The organism is Arthrobacter sp. 05T45 (assembly GCF_056395875.1).
This window is the reverse complement of the sequence record NZ_JBFTKI010000007.1, coordinates 118,681-136,949: the sequence shown is the minus strand read 5'-3', so window position 1 is coordinate 136,949 and position 18,269 is coordinate 118,681. Positions and strand designations below refer to the sequence as shown.

Annotated in this window: 21 protein-coding genes and 1 other RNA gene; 9 read left to right on the top strand and 13 right to left on the bottom strand. The window is 67.0% G+C overall.

The genetic code is table 11. The annotated features are described in order from the left end of the window. The first annotated feature begins 92 nt into the window (after positions 1-92). The 8 genes from AC1DGD_RS10110 (at position 93) to AC1DGD_RS10075 (ending at position 4,717) form a co-directional block, all read left to right on the top strand. A complete protein-coding gene (locus tag AC1DGD_RS10110) occupies positions 93-1,379 on the top strand; it encodes an Nramp family divalent metal transporter (RefSeq protein ID WP_476856711.1) in 1,287 nt (428 codons plus the stop codon). A gap of 16 nt (positions 1,380-1,395) precedes the next feature. Continuing rightward, positions 1,396-2,109 carry a metal-dependent transcriptional regulator gene (locus tag AC1DGD_RS10105; protein ID WP_079553023.1) on the top strand — a complete coding sequence of 238 codons (714 nt, stop codon included), beginning with the start codon at positions 1,396-1,398 and terminating at the stop codon, positions 2,107-2,109. Then, positions 2,110-2,559, top strand: a complete 450-nt coding sequence (locus AC1DGD_RS10100; RefSeq protein ID WP_476856710.1) for a fluoride efflux transporter FluC — start codon at positions 2,110-2,112, stop codon at positions 2,557-2,559. It abuts the gene before it with no gap. Then, on the top strand, positions 2,559-2,927 hold the full coding sequence (locus AC1DGD_RS10095; RefSeq protein WP_476856730.1) for a fluoride efflux transporter FluC: 369 nt from the start codon (positions 2,559-2,561) through the stop codon (positions 2,925-2,927). Before AC1DGD_RS10100 ends, AC1DGD_RS10095 begins: the two co-directional genes overlap by 1 nt. Before the next feature lie 87 nt (positions 2,928-3,014). Next, positions 3,015-3,386 carry a hypothetical protein gene (locus AC1DGD_RS10090; RefSeq protein ID WP_223916096.1) on the top strand — a complete coding sequence of 124 codons (372 nt, stop codon included), beginning with the start codon at positions 3,015-3,017 and terminating at the stop codon, positions 3,384-3,386. Positions 3,387-3,433: 47 nt separating this feature from the next. After that, positions 3,434-3,568, top strand: a complete 135-nt coding sequence (locus tag AC1DGD_RS10085; protein WP_018775274.1) for a hypothetical protein — start codon at positions 3,434-3,436, stop codon at positions 3,566-3,568. A 300-nt stretch (positions 3,569-3,868) separates the two neighbouring features. Continuing rightward, positions 3,869-4,333, top strand: coding sequence for a DUF6325 family protein (locus tag AC1DGD_RS10080; protein ID WP_223916098.1), 465 nt, complete (start codon positions 3,869-3,871; stop codon positions 4,331-4,333). Between the two features lie 39 nt (positions 4,334-4,372). Further along, the gene (locus tag AC1DGD_RS10075; protein ID WP_476856709.1) at positions 4,373-4,717 is read left to right on the top strand and encodes an SHOCT domain-containing protein; all 345 of its coding nucleotides are present in this window, start codon (positions 4,373-4,375) and stop codon (positions 4,715-4,717) included. A 143-nt stretch (positions 4,718-4,860) separates the two neighbouring features. Here AC1DGD_RS10075 and ssrA read toward each other — a convergent pair. The 13 genes from ssrA to AC1DGD_RS10010 all read right to left on the bottom strand — a co-directional run bounded on the left by ssrA (position 4,861) and on the right by AC1DGD_RS10010 (position 15,397). After that, positions 4,861-5,229, bottom strand: a transfer-messenger RNA (tmRNA) gene (ssrA, locus tag AC1DGD_RS10070). A 111-nt stretch (positions 5,230-5,340) separates the two neighbouring features. Next, positions 5,341-5,811 carry an SsrA-binding protein SmpB gene (gene smpB, locus AC1DGD_RS10065; protein WP_026266743.1) on the bottom strand — a complete coding sequence of 157 codons (471 nt, stop codon included), beginning with the start codon at positions 5,809-5,811 and terminating at the stop codon, positions 5,341-5,343. A 116-nt stretch (positions 5,812-5,927) separates the two neighbouring features. Then, positions 5,928-7,331: a peptidoglycan DD-metalloendopeptidase family protein gene (locus AC1DGD_RS10060; RefSeq protein ID WP_476856729.1), complete on the bottom strand. Its 1,404-nt coding sequence runs from the start codon at positions 7,329-7,331 to the stop codon at positions 5,928-5,930. Between the two features lie 26 nt (positions 7,332-7,357). After that, positions 7,358-8,272, bottom strand: coding sequence for a permease-like cell division protein FtsX (gene ftsX, locus AC1DGD_RS10055; protein WP_028276034.1), 915 nt, complete (start codon positions 8,270-8,272; stop codon positions 7,358-7,360). Continuing rightward, positions 8,269-9,090, bottom strand: a complete 822-nt coding sequence (gene ftsE / locus AC1DGD_RS10050; RefSeq protein WP_043435207.1) for a cell division ATP-binding protein FtsE — start codon at positions 9,088-9,090, stop codon at positions 8,269-8,271. Before ftsE ends, ftsX begins: the two co-directional genes overlap by 4 nt. A gap of 193 nt (positions 9,091-9,283) precedes the next feature. After that, positions 9,284-10,399 (bottom strand): peptide chain release factor 2, encoded by a 1,116-nt coding sequence (gene prfB / locus AC1DGD_RS10045; RefSeq protein WP_223916104.1) that lies wholly within the window; start codon positions 10,397-10,399, stop codon positions 9,284-9,286. Between the two features lie 160 nt (positions 10,400-10,559). Continuing rightward, positions 10,560-10,973 (bottom strand): pilus assembly protein TadG-related protein, encoded by a 414-nt coding sequence (locus tag AC1DGD_RS10040; protein ID WP_476856708.1) that lies wholly within the window; start codon positions 10,971-10,973, stop codon positions 10,560-10,562. A gap of 35 nt (positions 10,974-11,008) precedes the next feature. Continuing rightward, positions 11,009-11,461, bottom strand: coding sequence for a hypothetical protein (locus AC1DGD_RS10035; RefSeq protein ID WP_476856707.1), 453 nt, complete (start codon positions 11,459-11,461; stop codon positions 11,009-11,011). Then, positions 11,442-11,867: a TadE family protein gene (locus AC1DGD_RS10030; protein WP_476856706.1), complete on the bottom strand. Its 426-nt coding sequence runs from the start codon at positions 11,865-11,867 to the stop codon at positions 11,442-11,444. Before AC1DGD_RS10030 ends, AC1DGD_RS10035 begins: the two co-directional genes overlap by 20 nt. 3 nt (positions 11,868-11,870) lie before the next feature. Beyond that, complete coding sequence (locus tag AC1DGD_RS10025; protein ID WP_476856705.1) at positions 11,871-12,122, bottom strand: hypothetical protein; 252 nt, start codon at positions 12,120-12,122, stop codon at positions 11,871-11,873. 259 nt (positions 12,123-12,381) lie between these two features. After that, on the bottom strand, positions 12,382-13,323 hold the full coding sequence (locus AC1DGD_RS10020) for a type II secretion system F family protein (RefSeq protein ID WP_476856704.1): 942 nt from the start codon (positions 13,321-13,323) through the stop codon (positions 12,382-12,384). Beyond that, on the bottom strand, positions 13,320-14,174 hold the full coding sequence (locus AC1DGD_RS10015; protein ID WP_476856703.1) for a type II secretion system F family protein: 855 nt from the start codon (positions 14,172-14,174) through the stop codon (positions 13,320-13,322). The genes AC1DGD_RS10020 and AC1DGD_RS10015 overlap by 4 nt, the downstream gene beginning before the upstream one ends. Next, positions 14,174-15,397 carry a TadA family conjugal transfer-associated ATPase gene (locus AC1DGD_RS10010; protein WP_026266742.1) on the bottom strand — a complete coding sequence of 408 codons (1,224 nt, stop codon included), beginning with the start codon at positions 15,395-15,397 and terminating at the stop codon, positions 14,174-14,176. Before AC1DGD_RS10010 ends, AC1DGD_RS10015 begins: the two co-directional genes overlap by 1 nt. A gap of 291 nt (positions 15,398-15,688) precedes the next feature. Between AC1DGD_RS10010 and AC1DGD_RS10005 the strand changes: the two genes are divergently transcribed. Then, positions 15,689-18,202: a lysozyme gene (locus AC1DGD_RS10005; RefSeq protein WP_476856702.1), complete on the top strand. Its 2,514-nt coding sequence runs from the start codon at positions 15,689-15,691 to the stop codon at positions 18,200-18,202. Positions 18,203-18,269 lie beyond the last annotated feature (67 nt).

Here is an 18,269-nt window from a genome sequence, read left to right as displayed (position 1 = left end):
TCTTATAGGCACACGAAACTTTGACACCGGCTGTTTTCCGGCCGGCGCCGATCATCGCGTCAACGCCGACGCGCCAATCACAGGAGCTGGCAGTGCTGGAGCTAACGGGACACGGGCAACCGGCGCAGGACGCCCCCACTTACAAACACCCGGGTGCCCGGAGGGCGCTGATCGGCCTGTTGGGACCGGCCTTCGTGGCGTCGATCGCCTACGTGGACCCCGGAAACGTGGCCGCCAACCTGACCGCCGGAGCGCAGTACGGCTACCTGCTGGTGTGGGTCCTCGTGGCCGCCAACGTCATGGCCGTGCTCGTCCAGTACCAGTCCGCCAAGCTCGGGATCGTCACGGGCAAGAGCCTTCCGGAGATCCTTGGTGAACGGCTCAAGCCGTTCTGGCGCCGCGCCTTCTGGGTGCAGGCCGAAGTTGTCGCCGCCGCCACCGATCTCGCGGAGGTGGTGGGCGGCGCAATTGCCCTGTACCTGCTTTTCGGCCTGCCCCTCCCCCTTGGCGCCCTGATTGTCGGCGCCGTGTCAATGCTCCTGCTCGCGGTCCAGGCCCGGCAGAAACAGCGGCCGTTCGAATTCATCATCATGTTCCTGCTCGGCATCATCACAGTCGGCTTCCTGGCCGGGCTGTTCATCAGCCCGCCCGATCCGGGAGCCGCCCTGGCCGGGCTCATGCCCGGCTTCCAGGGACCGGACACCGTACTGTTGGCCGCCAGCATGCTCGGGGCCACCGTCATGCCGCACGCCATCTACGTCCACTCGGCCCTGTCCCGGGACCGGCACCGGCCGGACGAACACCTGCATGTTCCCCCGGCGGCCATCGCGCGCCTGGTCCGGGCCACCCGGTTCGACGTCGTGGCCGCCCTCGCGATCGCCGGACTGGTCAACATCGGCATGCTGCTCCTGGCCGCCTCCACCCTCGGCGGCGAAGAAGGCACGGACACGATCGAGGGCGCGCACGCCGCCATCACCGCCAACCTCGGCCCGATCGTCGGCGTGATCTTCGCGGTCGGGCTGCTCGCCTCAGGCCTGGCATCGACCTCGGTGGGCTGCTATGCCGGCGGCACCATCATGCAGGGCCTGCTCAAGATCCGGATCCCCGTCATGGCCCGGCGCGTCGTGACCCTCATCCCCGCCGTCGTGCTGCTGGCGGTGGGCTTCGACCCCACCTGGGCGCTCGTCCTGAGCCAGGTGGTCCTCAGCTTCGGGATTCCCTTTGTCCTGGTCCCGCTGGTGGTGCTGACCAGCAACAAAGCCCTGATGGGCCGGTTCGCCGACGGCCCGGCCCTCCGAGTCGCCGCCATCATCAGCGTGGTGCTCGTAGTGGCTCTCAACCTGGTGCTGCTGTGGCTCACTTTCTCCGGAAGCAGCTGACGGTAGGCTTAGGTCTGTGAAGACCAGTACGCCCTCCTCCTCGATCGAGGACTACGTCAAGGTCATCTATTCGTTCACCGAGTGGCAGCGCAAGCCCATCACCTCCACGCAGCTGGCGCAGCGCCTGGGCGTCGCCAACTCCTCGGTTTCGGAAATGGTCCGCAAGCTCAAGGACCAGGGCCTCGTGGACCACAAGCCCTACAGCGCCGTCACGCTCACCAGCGATGGAGTCCGGCTCGCCCTGTCCATGGTCCGGCGGCACCGGCTGATCGAGACTTTCCTCGTCCGCGAGCTGGGGTACCGCTGGGACGAGGTCCATGACGAAGCCGAACTCCTGGAACACGCCGTCTCGGACACCTTTATTGAACGCATGGCGGCCAAGCTGGGGAACCCCACCCGGGACCCGCACGGCGATCCCATTCCGGCAGCCGACGGCTCGGTGCTGATGCCCGCCGCCCACCGCCTGAGCGAACTCGACGACGGCCACACCGGCCGGATCACCCGGATCAGCGACGAGAACCCGGAGCTCCTGCGCTATCTCGCCGCAGAGGACATCGACCTCGACGCCGAAGTGGAGGTGGTGGGCCGGCGTCCCTTCGGTGGCCCCATGGTAGTGCGGATCGGTTCCGCCGCGGCACCGCGCGAATTCGATTTCGCCGACGAGGTCGCCTCGGCCCTCTGGGTCCACAGCGATGCTGGGCACGCCGGCTGCAGCGTCACGGAGAGCTGAGTGAAGGGTGCGCTGGACGAGCGCCGGGCCGTGCCGCGCCCCGGCGTGCCGGGGTGGAAGGCCTGGTCCGCCGTCGCCGTCGGCGGGCTGATCGGAACCGAGCTGCGTTTCGGCGCCGGCCTGATTTTTCCCGAAAGCGCCGGCGGGGTGCCGTGGACCACGTTGGCGATCAATGTCTCCGGGAGTTTCGTTCTGGCCACCCTGACCACCCTCTGGATCGCGCGGCCGCAGACGGCTTTCTGGCTGCGGGCCGGCATCGGCCCCGGCCTCCTGGGTTCCTTCACCACCTTTTCGGCGCTGGTGATTGCCATTGACCAGCAGATCCGCGGCGGCTTCCATGCCACGTGGCTGGCCTACCTCGGGCTCTCGCTGGTCCTGGGCCTCGGGGCGGCGGCGGCCGGCTGGAAAACCGGCAAGGCGATTGCAGACCTCCGCGGCGGTGCCCAATGATGACCGCGCTCCTGGTCGGGGCGTGCGGGGTGGCGGGAGCACTCCTGCGGTTCGCCGTCGACTCCTGGTTTGCGCACCATCAGGGCTCCCGACCGCACTGGCCCTGGGCGACGTTCACGGTCAACGTCGCCGGATCCTTCATCATCGGTTGGTCCGTCGGCCTGACCGGCCACCTGGAGCTGGGCACCGACTGGCACGCCGCGATCGCAACCGGTCTCGCCGGCGGCCTGACCACCTTCAGCTCATGGACCACCGCGACGGTCCGCCTGGTCAGCGAAGAGCGGTACCGGGCGGCGGCGCTCAACATCGGCGCGAACCTTCTCGTGGGGCTCGCGGCCGCCGCGCTTGGGCTTGCCCTCGCGGGCTGAAAACCTTAGCCCGCCGCCGGTGTGTCGAGGGTAACACCGGGGCGCCCTGGTGGCTTCGGGCCGCCGTCGTTCCCGTATCGTTGAAGGATGGTTACCCGACGTGAAGCAGCCCAGACCCTCGACATTCCCCTGGAAATGGCGCACCGTCACGGCATCCCGCCCCGGCTGTCCGAGGCCGAGCTGGGCGAGCTGCTGGACAACCCGCCGGCGTGGCTGGTCCAGTCCAAGGCAAACCGCACCGGCAAGCGGCCCGTCTGGGTCCAGCTCACCTGTGCCGTCTGCGGATTCTCCGAAGCGGCCCGGCCCAAAAAATGGTGGCCGGAGTTCACTTACGTCTGCTGCGCGCACCACGAGGCACGCGAGATCCCGGTGCTCGGGCCCGGGCTCGTGCGCAGTGTGTACGACGGCGTCGGCAGCCGTTTCGCAGGGATCGTGGACGCCGCCGTTCCCGAGGCGTAGCTTAAAAGACGGGGCTACCCCTGGCCCCTGCCGTGAGGGAGAGCACCATGCCTGACAAGACGCCGCACCAGAGCGTGTCGAAGAAGTCGGTTAAAACCATCAAGGAAAAACGGGCAGAGAAAAAGGCGAAACACATCGTTGATGCCCACACCGACCCAGTGGCACACATCAAGAAGCGCTGAATAATCGAGAGGCCGGAAGCCGTTGCTTCCGGCCTCTTGTCGTGGTGCCCTGACACGTCCCGTCGGGCTGGTGGCTCACCCGAAATGGATGATGTGACAATCTCACGTTGGCGGTTGAGTGGTCTTGGGATCCGACCGAGAGGTCCTATTCCGGGGCATGTCCGCGACGCAGTTCCAACCGTTGAGCGGCGCGGGGCCCATCGGAATCATTCGACGCGGGTGGTGACGGCCCGGCGGGGACCGCCCACACTAAGACCAGTGCGCCAGACAGCGTGCTCGACACAGACCGGAGGAATACCAGTGACAACCACACCGGAGACTGAGGCCCACGGGCCGGTCGACTTCGTACTCCTGGAGTTCCCCGTATCGGGACTGACGGGACGGGCGAGTGAGGAACTCGTTAAGCTCGTCGAGCAGGGCGTGATCCGCCTCTTCGATCTCCTCGTCGTCATGAAGAATGACGACGGATCTGTCGAGGTGCTCGAACTCACCGACCCAGGCGGTCCCGCGGCGGGGTTCTCCTACTTCGAGGGGGCCCGGACCGGGCTTTTGGGCGACGATGACATCGCCGAGGCCTCGGCCGCGCTGCTCCCCGGGACGGTGGCCGCGCTGATCGTCTACGAGAACACCTGGGCGGCACCGTTCGTGGCGGCCGTTCGGGACAGCGGGGGCGAACTCATCGCGAGCACGCGGATCCCTGCTCCGGACGTGATGGAAGCACTTGATGCACTTGACGCCGCCGCACCTCCGGTTGCCGACGCCTGAGACCTGACGCAGAACAAGAGATGTGAGAGGAAGAGAATTATGGGACTTCTTAGGGGTGTGGCACGGACGGCAGTCGTTGCCGGAACGGCTAGTGCAGTCAGCGGCCGGGTCCAGCGCCGCCAGGCCAACAAGTTTGCCGAGAAGGACGCCGCGACCGCGGCCAAGCAGCAGGAGGCCTACGATTCGCAGATGGCCCAGCAGGAACCACCGCCGCAGGCCTACCAGCAGCCGGTCTACCAGCAGCCACCACCCCCTCCCCCGCCTGCCGGCGGCATCTCAAACGAAGCCCTCGAACAGCTCAAGCAGCTCGGGGCGCTGAAGGATCAAGGGATTCTCACGGAACAAGAGTTTGGCGTCCAGAAGGCGAAGATCCTCGGCATGTAGTGCCAAACAACTGGAAGGAGGAGGGAAGTGTCGGAAGACGCTTCCCTCCTCTTTGGCCTTAAGCACAAAACTCCCCGCCGACAGAAGCCGGCGGGGAGTATTCGTGAACCCAATACGGGGTGGAGCGCCGTTGCCGGGCCCCTATGTGGAGATGGGGGGAATTGAACCCCCGTCCGATGTCGTGTTGTCAGGGCTTCTCCGGGCGCAGTTTGCGTTGGATTTTCTCGGCCCCAGCCATGCTGCAAACAGCTGGCTGATCCGGGCCCAGTCATCTAAGAGTCCCGTTTACCCCGATGACGGAGGTAAACAGCAGTGGCTATCTAAATGACGCCAGGATCCGGGGCAATAGCAACCTCGGGCTGACGGACTGTCTTACTGCTTAGGCAGCGAGAGCGAAGTCAGTGCGTTTTGATTCGGCACTTATTGGTTTGCAGACAGCGTTTACGAGATAATTCTGCATCCTCGGCCCGCTTCACCTGTCGCGACTAACATCGTCGAAACCGATCATCCCCGTATTTTTTTATCAAACCCGGACCGGATACTTTCGGATCCTTCCCGGACTACCAATCATAACGCACCGCCTCCGGGAAACATTCCCGGGGACCGTGACAGCCTGCGGCGCGCTAGCGGCGGTTGCGTTCGCGCATGACGCGCTGGGCCTCGCGCTTGTCCTGCTGTTCGCGCAGCGTCTGGCGCTTGTCGTATTCCTTCTTGCCGCGGGCGACGCCGATTTCGACCTTCGCGCGGCCGTCCACGAAGTACAGCTGCAGCGGCACGATCGTGAAGCCCGACTCGCGGATTTTGTGCGAGATCTTCGTGAGCTCTTCGCGGTGCAGCAGCAGCTTGCGGCGGCGGCGTGCGGCGTGGTTCGTCCAGCTCCCCTGGTGATACTCGGGGATGTGGATGCCCTCCATCCACAGCTCGTCGTTGTAGAACGTGCAGAAGCCGTCCACCATCGAGGCATGGCCCTCGCGCAGGGACTTTACTTCCGTGCCCATCAGCGCGATGCCGGCCTCATAGGTGTCAAGGACGTGATAGTCGTGCCGAGCCTTGCGGTTGGTGGCCACTACCTTACGGCCACTTTCTTTGGGCACGGTAGGACTCCTCGGTTTGTTGGTGGTTCACTCCGGCCAGGTGGTGCGGAGTCTTTCCAGTTTACGGCAGTGCGACCGCCTCAGCGGATGGCCAGGGCCGGATCGCCCGGGCCGGGCTACAGCAGGTTCATCGGGTCCACGGCCCGGCCGTTGAGCCAGGTCTCGAAGTGCGAGTGGCAGCCGGTGGAGTTGCCGGTGGTGCCTGAATAGGCGATCAGCTGCCCCTGGTTGACGTGCTGGCCGACCGAGACCGCCACGGAAGTGTTGTGGTAGTAAATCGTGGTCAGCGAGTTGCCCTGGACCACCCCGTGGGAGATCTTCACGTTGTTGCCGCCGCCGTCGTTGGCCCAGCCGGCCGAGAAGACGGTGCCGGCAGCCGCGGCGTAGACGGGTGTGCCGCAGGCGGCGCCGAAATCGATGCCGGTGTGCATGTAGCCGCCCTGGCCGTAGAAGTCGATCGTGCCCGGCGGCGTGGCCCGCCAGCCGAACCCGGAGGTGATCGGAATATTGCCGGGGAACGGGTGCTGCAGCCCGAAGGCCGACGGCGAGCCCTGGGCCGGCGGGACATACGGCTGGACCGCCTGTCCCTGCGCCCGGGCGGCGGCCGCCGCGGCCTCGGCAATGCGCCGCTGCTCGGCCAGCCAGGCCTCACGCAGCTTCCGGTCGCGTTCGGCGATCTCGGCGGCGACGGCGTCCTGCTGGGCCTTGACCCGGGCGAGCTGGTTCTGGATGCCGGGCTTGGCGGCCTGGAGTTGGGCGTCGAGCCGGGTGGTGTCGGCAATCAGCTTGTCCACGGCGGCCTTCTTGGCTGCGGCCTCGTCCCGGGCGGTCTTTTCCCGGGCCAGTGCGTCGTCGGCTTTGGCCTTGAGGTCGGTGATTTCAGCCTCGACGGCGGCCAGCCGGGCCTGCGCGTTGACGTTGGTGGCGCTCTGCTGGGTGAGCTTGTCCATCGCGGAGTTCTGGCTGCGCAGGGCCTGGTCCGCGAGGTCGATGGTGTCCGTCAGGCTGCTGCCCTGGTTCGAGCCGAAGAACAGGGACAGATTGGACGGGACGCCGCCGGACTTGTAGGCCTGCGTGGCGATCTGCCCGATCAGTTTCCGGGTGTCCGCGATCTTCTGTTTGTCGGCTTCCAGCTGCTGCGTGATTTTTGCCTTGTTCTGCTGCGCCAGGTCCACGCGGGCCGCGAGGGCCTGCACTTCCTGGACCGCTCCGGCCACCCGGCCCTGGGCGTCCGTGAGCGCCTGCTGGGCGCCGGGGAGCTGGCCCTGGTACAGGACCAGGTCTGCCGCGGCCTGGGCGATCTTGCCGTCCACGAATTCGAGGGAGTGCTGGACCCGGGCCGCCTCCTCGCGCAGCGCGGCCTGCTGGTCCTCAAGGTCGTCGGCGAATGCCGCCGGACTCGAGGCCCCCATGGTCCCGGCCAGGACCAGCGCCAGGGTGGCGCTGATCATCCGGCTGCGGCGCCCCACCAGGCGGAGCCGGAGGGATTGCCGGAGGGGGCGGCGGGCCATCGGTGTCATAAGCATTCCCTTTTCGTTGCGCAAAGCTAGACCCGCAAGTACCGGCGGAGGGTCAGCAGGGAGGAAATTCCGGCCAGGACAACGCCCAGGCCAATCAGGGCAGGTACCAGGATCAGGGTCTGCCCGGGCGAGATAAACGCGGTGTCCGGATACTGCTTGGACAGGACGCCTTCGAGGAAGAAGCGGGCCACGGCCCACAGGGTGCCGGAGGCCAGGGCGGCACCGATCACCGCGGCGATCACGCCTTCGAGGATGAACGGGAGCTGGATGACCATCTTGGACGCGCCCACCAGGCGCATGATGCCTGTTTCCCGGCGGCGGCTGAACGCGGAGAGCCGGATGGTGGTTGCGATCAGCAGGATGGCGCAGATGATCATGACGCCGGCAATGCTCACGGCCACCAGGGACGCGGCGTTCATGGCCGAGAACAGCCGCTCCAGCAGCTGCCGCTGGTCGATCACGGTCTCCACCCCGGCCTGGGAGGAGAAGGTCTCGCTAATGATTTCGTACTTCTCCGGGTCCTTCATGTTGATCCGGAAGGACGCCGGCAGCTGGTCCGGGGTCACGGAGTCAACGATCGGGGAATTGGAGAACTGTTCCTTGAAGTGCTTGTAGGCGTCGTCCTTGGACTCGTACTGGAAGTCGTTGACGTACTGCGCCACCGCGGGCGATTTCAGCAGCGTGCGCAGGTTGTCCTCCTGCTCCGGCGTCGCCGGACCGGTGGCGCAGCCGGGCGCCGTCGAACCGTCACTGCAGAGGAAGATGGCCACCTGGACTTTGTCGTACCAGTAGCCCTTCATCTGGTTGATCTGCAGCTGCAGCATGCCGGCGGCGCCGACGAAGGTCAGCGACACGAAGGTCACCAGGATCACGGAGATCACCATGGACAGGTTGCGGCGCAGGCCGCTGCCGATCTCGCCCAGGACGAATGCAAGCCTCACGCCTGGCCCTCCCCTGCGGTGCGGAACTCGGCGCGGGCTTCGGCACGCGAGCCGGCCCGGGGCGGGATAACTTGCGGCTGTTCGTCCCGTCCGCTGGCGTCGCGCAGGCGGCGCGACTGGCCCACGACGGGAATCATGGAGGTGTAGAGGGCCTTGGCCTCGTCGCGGATCACAACCCCGTTCTTCAGTTCCACCACCCGTTTGCGCATTTCGTTGACGATGTCGTCGTCGTGCGTGGCCATCACCACGGTGGTGCCGTTCTGGTTGATCTTGTCCAGCACGCCCATGATGCCCATCGAGGTGGTGGGGTCCAGGTTTCCGGTCGGCTCGTCGGCCAGCAGGATGCCGGGGCGGTTCACGACGGCGCGGGCGATCGCCACGCGCTGCTGCTCGCCGCCGGAGAGTTCGTGCGGGAGACGGTTTTCTTTGCCTTCCAGCCCGACGGTCTTCAGGACCTCGGGGACGGTGTCGCGGATGACGCTGCGGCTCTTGCCGATGACCTGCATGGCGAAGGCGACGTTGGCGAAGACGGTCTTCTGCGGCAGCAGGCGGAAGTCCTGGAAGACGACGCCGATTCCGCGGCGCAGGCGCGGCACGCGCCAGCTGGAGATGTTCGCGACGTTCTGGCCGGCCACGTAGACGGCGCCGGAGGAGGCGCGGTCCTCTTTGAGGACCAGGCGCAGGAAGGTCGATTTGCCGGAGCCGGAGGCGCCGACGAGGAAGGCGAATTCGCCACGGTCGATCTCAAGGTTGATCGAATCCAGCGCCGGCCGCGCCTTCTGGTCATAGACCTTGGTGACATTTTCGAAACGGATCATGGCCCTTAGTACCCTGCAGGACATGGCCGCGAGGGCCCGGTTCTGCTGCCGGCGCAAGGGCTTTCGTTTGGGGGAAGTAGAGCTCCGGCCCCTCGACTATACGCACGGGTAACGGCGGAACCGCCGGAACGGCGGGGCGTGTCGCGCGATTGTCAGGGACCTCCCAGTGGAGGCGCCCGGCCCGGCGCCGGGCCTACTTCTCGGCGTTGCGGTTGTCCGTCCGCCAGCGGATGCCGGCGTCGATGAAGTCGTCGATTTCGCCGTCGAACACGGCCGAGGTGTTGCCGACCTCGTGCTCGGTGCGGAGGTCCTTGACCATCTGGTACGGGTTCAGGACGTAGGAGCGCATCTGGTCGCCCCATGAGGCTTTGACGTCGCCGGCGAACGCCTTCTTCTCGGCGTCCTCCTGTTCCTTCTTCAGCAGCAGGAGCCGGGACTGCAGCACGCGCAGGGCGGCGGCGCGGTTCTGCAGCTGCGATTTTTCATTCTGCATCGACACCACGGTGCCGGTGGGGATGTGGGTCAGGCGCACCGCGGAGTCGGTGGTGTTGACCGACTGGCCGCCGGGGCCGGAGGAACGGAAGACGTCCACGCGGATCTCGTTGTCCGGGATGTCGATCGAGTCCGTCTGCTCGATCAGCGGGATCACTTCCACGGCCGCGAATGAGGTCTGGCGGCGGCCCTGGTTGTCGAACGGGCTGATCCGGACCAGGCGGTGGGTGCCGGCCTCGACGCTGAGGGTGCCGAAGGCGTACGGCGCCTTGACCTCGAACGTGGCGGACTTCAGCCCGGCTTCTTCGGCATAGGAGGTATCCATGATGGTGGTCGGGTAGCCATGGCGTTCGGCCCAGCGCAGGTACATGCGCAGCAGCATTTCGGCGAAGTCCGCCGCGTCCACGCCACCGGCGCCCGCGCGGATGGTCACCACGGCTTCGCGCTCGTCGAACTCGCCGGAGAGCAGGGTGACGACTTCAAGGTCGGCCAGCGCCTTGCGGACCGATTCGAGTTCCGCGGCGGCGTCGGCCATGGAGTCGGCGTCGTCCTCGTCCTGGCCGAGCTCCACGAGGACCTCGAGGTCGTCGATCCTGGCCACGAGCTTGTTGAGCCGCTCAAGCTCGGTCTGCTTGTGCGAGAGCTTCGAGGTGATGACCTGCGCCGCGGCGGGGTCGTCCCAAAGATTGGGTTCACCGGCCCGCTCGCTGAGCTCGGCGATGTCTTCCTTGAGCGCCTCGACGTTCGAGACGTTCTCGATGGACGTGTAGGTGGCCCGCAGTGCGCGGATTTCAGCGGGAAAATCAATGTTTGCCATGGTTTTTTAAGCCTACGCTATGTGTCCTAGCCGCCCGACCCTGCCGGTTTCCCTATCACTTCGGGTTGCCCGATAGATGGTTGCCCTGTCACTTTGGGTTGCCCGACGGCCTGGTTGGCAGCATCTACTGACAGGGCAACCGGAGTGGTGGGCCAGCAACTCAGCGGCTGAGGCGGGACCGCGCCGTGGACGTCGCCTCGATCCGGATGCCGTCCGGCACCAGGAAGTTCACCACCGGCGGGTGGACGGCTGCACTCAACACCACGACGGCGGTGGCGCCGTCCGGGCTGCCCGTCGAGGACGCCACGGCCAGGGCGCTGAAGCGGTCGAACGCGCCGTTGCGGCCCAGATAGTCGACGGCGGCGCTGCGCACCCTCGCCCCGCTGAGGACGGCGGACGGTGTGCCGCCGGCGTTGCCCAGCTGGCCGAGGGTGAAACTGTCCGCGGCCGCCACCGAGGCACCGTCCGCGAGGGAGAGCAGCTTCTTGTGTTCGAGGTAGACGCTGGAGGCCGCCATCACGACGGTGGCGACCAGCAGGGCAATCAGCACGAAGCCGATGCTCAGCACCAGCACCTGCCCCTCCTGCGGGCGGGGCCCGGGCCGGCCCCTCACCGGAACCTGCCCACCAGCTGGGTTGCCGACGCGCTGAGCTGGCTCGCGTTCAGATGCAGTGCGTCGCTGAACGGCACAAACGGCAGGGGCACGGTGAGGCGGACGGTGACTGTCACCGCCGAGCCGGGAGCCAGACAGTCGGCAGGTTCGCAGCGGGTGTCGACGGTGGCGTTTTCCGCCGGCTGGCCGTAATCGGCGAGCGCCAGCAGCACGGCTTGCTCTGCCGCTGCCCGGCCGCTGGCCGCGTCCGGCTGGGCCACGTAGACCTTGGCGGCCTGGTCGGCGGCGCCCACGACTGCGAACGAGCCGCCCTGGATCTGGCCCACGGTGATGATGAAGTACACCAGGGGCACCATCAGCAGCGCGGACAGGAAGACGAACTCGACCACGGCACTCCCCTGTTCCGGTGAGGCGCCGTGCTCCGGCCGTTCACCGCTGGATGGCCGCATGGCCCTTCACCTCCAAGAGCGCCCGGGGACCGATGAAGCCGATGACCGGCAGGGGTGCCCGGACGGTCACCTCGAGTGTGCGGATGCCCTGGAACGTCGATTCGCTTGTCCCCACGTCCCGCGCGAAATCCGGGTTGAGCGCCGCGGTGATCAGCTGGACAGTCCGTTCCTTGGCGTCCCCGTCGTTGCGGTCGGCCAACGTGCCGTATCTGGCGCCCGAGGCGGCGGCGTCGATCAGCGTATTCCGGACGTGAAGTACCAGGGTGAGCTGGACGATCGCGAGGAAGAGCAAGGTGAGCAACGCACCGATCAGCACGAAGTCCACCACTGCAGCGCCCCGCTCTACGCCCTTGCGGTTTTCCCCGCTTTCGATCTGGCGCCCGGTCCCCCCGCCCTGGGCTGCCATCGCCTACTGTCCGACCTTGTCCATGGCCTGGTTGAAGAGTCCCTCAAGCGCAGGACCGGCGAGGGCGAGCAGGGCGGCCACGAGGACTGCCGACATGAGGGTGATCATGACCCAGCCGGGGACGTCCCCGCGCTGGGGATGGGCGGTTCCCACGTCAGAGTGGTCCCCCGCCCGCGCTTGCGACGGAGCAGACCACCAGGTCAACATGCTGAGCGCGCAGGCCGCCAATGCCGCCCGGGTTCCGAAGTTCTTCACCGTGTCCTCTTTCCTGGTTCTCTGGTTTTCTGTTTTCTGGTTTTCTGTTTTTCCGGAGTCCTGTTTTGGATCTGATGGTTCGTGACGTGTCGCCGGCAGATCGTGCACCGTGTGCCCCAGGCTGGCCGGCCAGCTGCAGGGCGTCCTTCGTATCCTGTTCCCTCCTCGTATGACTTTTCTTGAGTCCTGCCCGGGCCGGCCGGTGGGCAGCCGCCGGCTGTCCGTCGTCGGCTGTCCGTCGTCGTCGTTCGCCAGGTTCCTAGAGTCCGAGACTGATGGCGGCCAGACCGGGGAAGACGGCGAAGAAGACCGTGAGCGGCAGGACGCCAAAGACAAGCGGCACCATCATGCCGATTTCCTTCTTGCCGGCGGACTCCATGAGCTCCCTCTTGGCTGTGTCCCGGACATCCTGTGCCTGCGCCCGGAGGACGTCGGCGAGGGGTGTTCCACGTTCGACGGCCACGATCATCCCGTCCACGAAACGGAGCAGCGGCCCTTGATCCGTCCTGGACGAGAACTCGTGGAGGGCTTCCACGAGGGGCTTGCCGGACCGGGTCTCGGCGAGGACACGGCCGAATTCCTGCGAGAGCTCACCCCGCGCGCTGCGGCAGACCCTGTCCAGGGCACCGGTGGCACTTTCGCCGGCGCTGACGGCCAGGGCCATGAGTTCGGCGATGCTCGGAAACTCCGCCATCATCCGCGTCTCCCGTTTCTTGATGTGCGCGCCCAACAGGTAGTCCCGGAGCAGGAACCCGCCGACGGCGCTGCCCACGACGGCCACGACGGCGACGAACGGGCTGAAGCGGCCGATCGAACCGGCGAGCGCCACGACGCCGACGGCGAGGACGAATCCGCCGGCCGCCCAGAGGAGTTGCTCAGCCCGGAAGTCCACGGCTGTTTTGGCGCTGCCGGCGCGGGCGAGCCTGCGGTTTAACGCCGTCGCGCCAAGGTTGATCCGGCCCAGGGACCTGGCACCGTCCCGGAACGCCGGGCGGAGGATCCGTTCGAGCGGCCCAAACGGTGTGACGTTCCGCGGGGCGGTGCGCAAAAGCCGGGATTCGAGGCTGTGGGTTCTCAGCTGCGGTTCGATACGTTCGACGAACGTCGTTGGGCGCATGAAGGGGAGCCGGACGAGGAACAGCCACAGGCCCGCCCCGAGCATGGCCCCGCACACCGTGGCGCCGGCCATCAGGCCGGTCACCGGAGGACCCGCTGTTCTTCCGGCAGCGCCCCGATACGCAGCATGATGGCGTAGGACAGCAGGGAGACGGCAAGGCCGCCCAAAAGGACGGCAGCGCCGAGCGGGGTGTTGTACGCCATCACAGCCTCAGGACGGCTGGCCAGCAACACCAGGACAATCCAGGGCGCAGCGACGGCCAGGCGTGCGGCGTTGACGGTCCAGGATTGCCTTGCCTCCAGCTCACTCCGGGTCCTGGCACTTTCCCGCAGGAACTCCGCGAGGGTTCCCAGCAGCCTCCCGAGGTCCGAACCGCCCACCTCCCGGGTGAGCCGGAGGGCCTCGACGATCCGGTCCGCCACGGGATCGGCCAGACGGTCCTTGAGCCGGGTGAGTGAGGGATCGAATTGGCCTCCCGACCGGTAGTCGGAGCCAAAGTCCACAAACACGTGGCGAAGCTCCACGGGGCCCTTGTCGCCCAGCTGGATAAGGGCCTCCGGCAGCGACAGGCCGGCCCTGATGGCTGAGCGCAAATGGTCAACGACGTCGGGCCAGAGCTGGCGGAGGACAGCCGTGCGCTTTCTGGCACGCCACCGGACCATCGCCATCGGCAGCCAGCCGCCGAACAGGCCAAAACATGCCGAGATCGGCCAAGACCCGGTAACTGCGAAGAACGCGAGCGTTGTGAAGGCCCCGAGTCCAAGGCACGAGGCGAGCAGCCCTGCCGCGCTGACCTTTTCGATGCCCGCCGACCGCAGGAGGTCCTCAAGCCGGCTGGTCCGGGGCCTGCGCCGCACGCTCTCAGGCGTCTCCCATGCGGACCACCAGATCAGCAGGAGGCCGGCGCCGCCCACCATCCCGACCAGCGGCGCCATCACCGCTGCTCCAGCAGCGCCGCGACGTCGTACCCGGAGCGGGCAAACTTTTCCGCGGCGGGCATGGAGTTGGCCTTGGGCAGAAGCTGCCCGTCCGACATCGTGAACACCATGGATGACTCGATGATCCCGTTTTCCACCCGGCGGCCCAGGGACAGGATCTCGGTGACCTGTCGGCGCCCGCTGGCGTGCCTGCTGCAATGGACCACCAGATCGATGCAGGACGCGACGGTGGGCACTACGAACGCGCTGGAGATGTTGTCGCCGGCGAGCAGCGGCAGCGTGCAGATTTTTGTCACGGCATCATGGGCGGAGTTCGCATGCACGGTGCACATCCCGGGAAGTCCGGAATTCAAAGCGATGAGCATGTCCAGGCTCTCGGCCTCCCGGACTTCCCCGACCACCAGCCGGTCCGGCCGCATGCGCAGGGCCTCCTTGACCAGGCGGCGCAGCGGAATCTCCCCCTGCCCCTCCAGGTTCGGCTGACGGCACTGAAGACCGACGACGTCGCGGAGCGGCAGCTGCAGTTCAAAGATTTCCTCCACCGTGATGACCCGTTCGCGGGTGCCGATGCTGGCGGCGAGGCAGTTGAGCATAGTGGTTTTGCCCGCCTGCGTGGCGCCCGAGACCAGGATGTTGAGGCCGCTGGCGACGGCCGCGCCGAGGAACCTGGCCGCCTGCGGGGTGAGCGTTCCTAACTCCACCAGGTGCTCGAGCCGGCTGGCTTTGACGACGAACTTGCGGATGTTGATGGCCCAGTGACGCCGGGTGACGTCCGGGATCACGACGTGCAGCCTGGAGCCGTCCGGGAGCGCCGCATCCACGAACGGCGAGGACATGTCCAGGCGCCGGCCTGAGCTCTTCAGCATCCGTTCCACAAGGTCCCGGACCTGCTGGTCCGTCAGCGAAACGGAGGTCAGTTCCGATTCGCCGTTGCGCGCCACGTAGATTTCATTCGGCGCGTTGAGCCAGATTTCCTCGATGCCCGGATCGTCCAGGAGCGGCTGGAGCGCACCAAAGCCCGCCACAGCGTCGAAGACGAATCTCCGGGCTGACTCCAACGGGCCCAGCGGGGGCAGCGGCGCCAGGAGGGCCCGTTCGTCGTAGTCGCTGACAGCCGCCTCGACCAGGCGCCGGACTTCGCCGGACTCCCGCAGGGGGTCAAGGCCCCGCCGGCGGATCAGCTCACGGACCTCATCCTCAACGATGCGTACAGCCTCCACCTGGACCCCCATATGACTGCCGCCCCTGTGCCGGCGCGATGGGGTTAAAACTAAGGGCGGGCAACCGGCCCGGCAAGGGGTGCCGTGGGTGCATGTGGATAACCGCCTGGTTTCAACATGACAACTTTCACTTTAGTAACACTTGAATCACTGGTCTCAGATGTCGGCCGATGTTAGGGTGAGCGCGTTAAGTCAGACATTCTCTCAGCCCGGCCAGCTCTCTTCGTAGCCCCTCGGGCGCGAGACCGTGTGGCGCGGCTCCCACAGCGTGCCATTGCCCCGGAGCGGAACATGAAGCGCACCCTATATCCCCCCACCAGCCACCGATGCCGCCGGGCAGGGGCCATTCTCCTCGCCGCCACCCTGCTGGCCATCACCGGCGTTCCGTCGCCGGCAACCGCCGTCGAGCAGCCGGCCACGCCCCCGGCGTCTGCCACGCCGCCTGCCAGTCCGTCGCCGACGGTCACGAGCACCGTGCCGGCGCCATCCGCAACGGCCCGCCCGGCCGCCACGGCCGCCCCGGCACCGACCCCAACACAGGCAGCGGCACCGTCACCGGCACCGACCCCAACGCAGGCAGCGGCACAGTCCGCGGCGGCGCCGGGCGGCGTCAAGGACCGGGCGGCCATGGCCGCGGCGGTCGGCCCCGGTGGCGCCGAGATGGGCCAGCGCTCCGCCCGGGTCAGCGCTCCGTCGCCACTTCTGAAGGCGACCACCGAGTCCGCCGCCATTGAATCGCTTACCACGCAGGGCACGTGGTCGCCGTCGTACGGGGTCAAAGGCCTGGACGTCAGCGGCCACCAGACCAGCGTGAACTGGCAAAGCCAGTGGAACATGGGGGCCCGCTTCGCCTACGTCAAGGCCAGCGAAGGCAACTACTTCACCAATGATTCCTTCGGCGCCCAGTACGACGGCGCCCGCAGCGTCGGGATGATCCGGGGCGCCTACCACTTCGCGATCCCGAACTGGTCCTCGGGAGCCGACCAGGCACGCTTCTTCGTCCAGAACGGCGGCGGCTGGAGTGCCGACGGCCGGACCATGCCCCCGGTCCTCGACTTCGAATTCAACCCCTACGCCGGCCGCACCATCAACGGCTTCTACTTCGGCAACACCTGCTACGGCATGTCCCCCTCGCAGCTGACGTCATGGGTGCGCGACTTCGGGAACACCATGCGGGCCCTCACGGGCCGCCTTCCCGTCATCTACACCAACACGTCGTGGTGGAACCAGTGCACGGCCAACGCGGCGGGTTTCGGCGACTACCCGCTGTGGGTCGCGTCCTACCCGCTCTCCGCCACGGACAACGCCGGGCCCGTCCCCTCCAGCTGGAGCGTTTTCAGCATGTGGCAATACAGCAGCACCGGGCCGTTCGTGGGTGACTCCAATATCTGGAATGGCGACTATGCCTCACTCCAGCGCTTCGCCGGGACGCCGCTGCCCACCGGGTCCTTCGACGACCTCTCCGTAACCCGCGACGGCGCCGCGGTCTCCCTGCGCGCCCGGGGCTGGTCGGCAGACCTGGCCAGGACATCGTCCTCGATCCAGACCCACATTTACGTGACTGATCCGTCCGGGACCACCAAGGGCTACGCCTGGCAGGCCAACCAGCCCCGGCCCGATGTTGACCAGGCCCTCGGCTACGGTCCGTTGCACGGCTTCGACGGCACGGTCCGGATCACGGCTTCGGGCACATACAAGGTCTGTGCCTACGCCATCGGGTCCTTCGGCAACACACTCCTGGACTGCAAGTCGCTCCGGGCCACCGGGGTGGAGGCACCGACGGGGTCCTTCGACAGCTTCGGCCAGGTCCGCACGGCCGACAAGGTCACGCTGCAGCTCAAGGGCTGGGCAGCCGACCTCGCCAACCCCTCGGCTTCCAGCTATGCCGACGCCTACGTCACCGACCCGGCCGGGAAAACCACCGGGTACCGGATGAGCGCCAACGTCGCCCGGAAGGATGTCGCGGACGCGACCGGCCTGGGGCTGGCCCATGGCTTCGACTACCAGGTCAAAGCCACCGTTCCGGGAGCGTACCGTGCGTGCGTCTACGGGATCGGGCGCAACGCCAACGTGCTGCTGTCCTGCAAGACCACAAACGTCGAGGCCAACCCCGCACCCTTCGGCTCCTACGATTCGGTGTCCCTCACCCAGGCGCCCAACGCCGCGAACTTCCAGGTGAGCGGATGGGCACTGGATCCGGTGCAGCCAGGCAAGAGCGTGCCCGTGCACGTTTACGTCCAGTCGCCCAACGGAACCAATCCCGGCTACGCCTTCACCGCGAACCGCCCGCGTCCGGACGTCAACGCCGCGCTGCAGACGGTCGGTGACCACGGTTTCCAGGTCTCGGTCCCGCTGACTGGTGCCGGGAAGTACACCGTGTGCGCCTATGCCATCGGCATCGCCCCGGTCACGGCCGGCAACACCCTGCTGGCCTGCAAGTCCATCAGCGCGGCCCCGACCCCCGCCACCATGGGTTACCTGGATGCGGCCTCGATCCAGGTCACCAGCGGCAAAGCCTCCATCAAGGCATCCGGCTGGACCCTGGATCCGTCCTTCCCCGCCTCATCGATCCCGGACCACGTCTACGTGACCTCGCCTGACGGGATCCGGAAGGGGTACGCCTTCATGGCCGACCAGAAGCGCCCGGACGTCAACCGGTCCCTCGACACGGTCGGCAACCACGGCTTCACGTCATCGGTCCCCATCACCCAGCGCGGCCAGTACCGGGTGTGCGCCTACGGCGTCGCGGTCTCGATGCTGAGCCTGAACAACTCCCTGCTGGGGTGCCAAACGCTCACCTATTAGCGGTCGTGGCTGACGCCGCACCACGCAAAAGAGACCGGCCCCCGCACATGCGGGGGCCGGTCTGCGT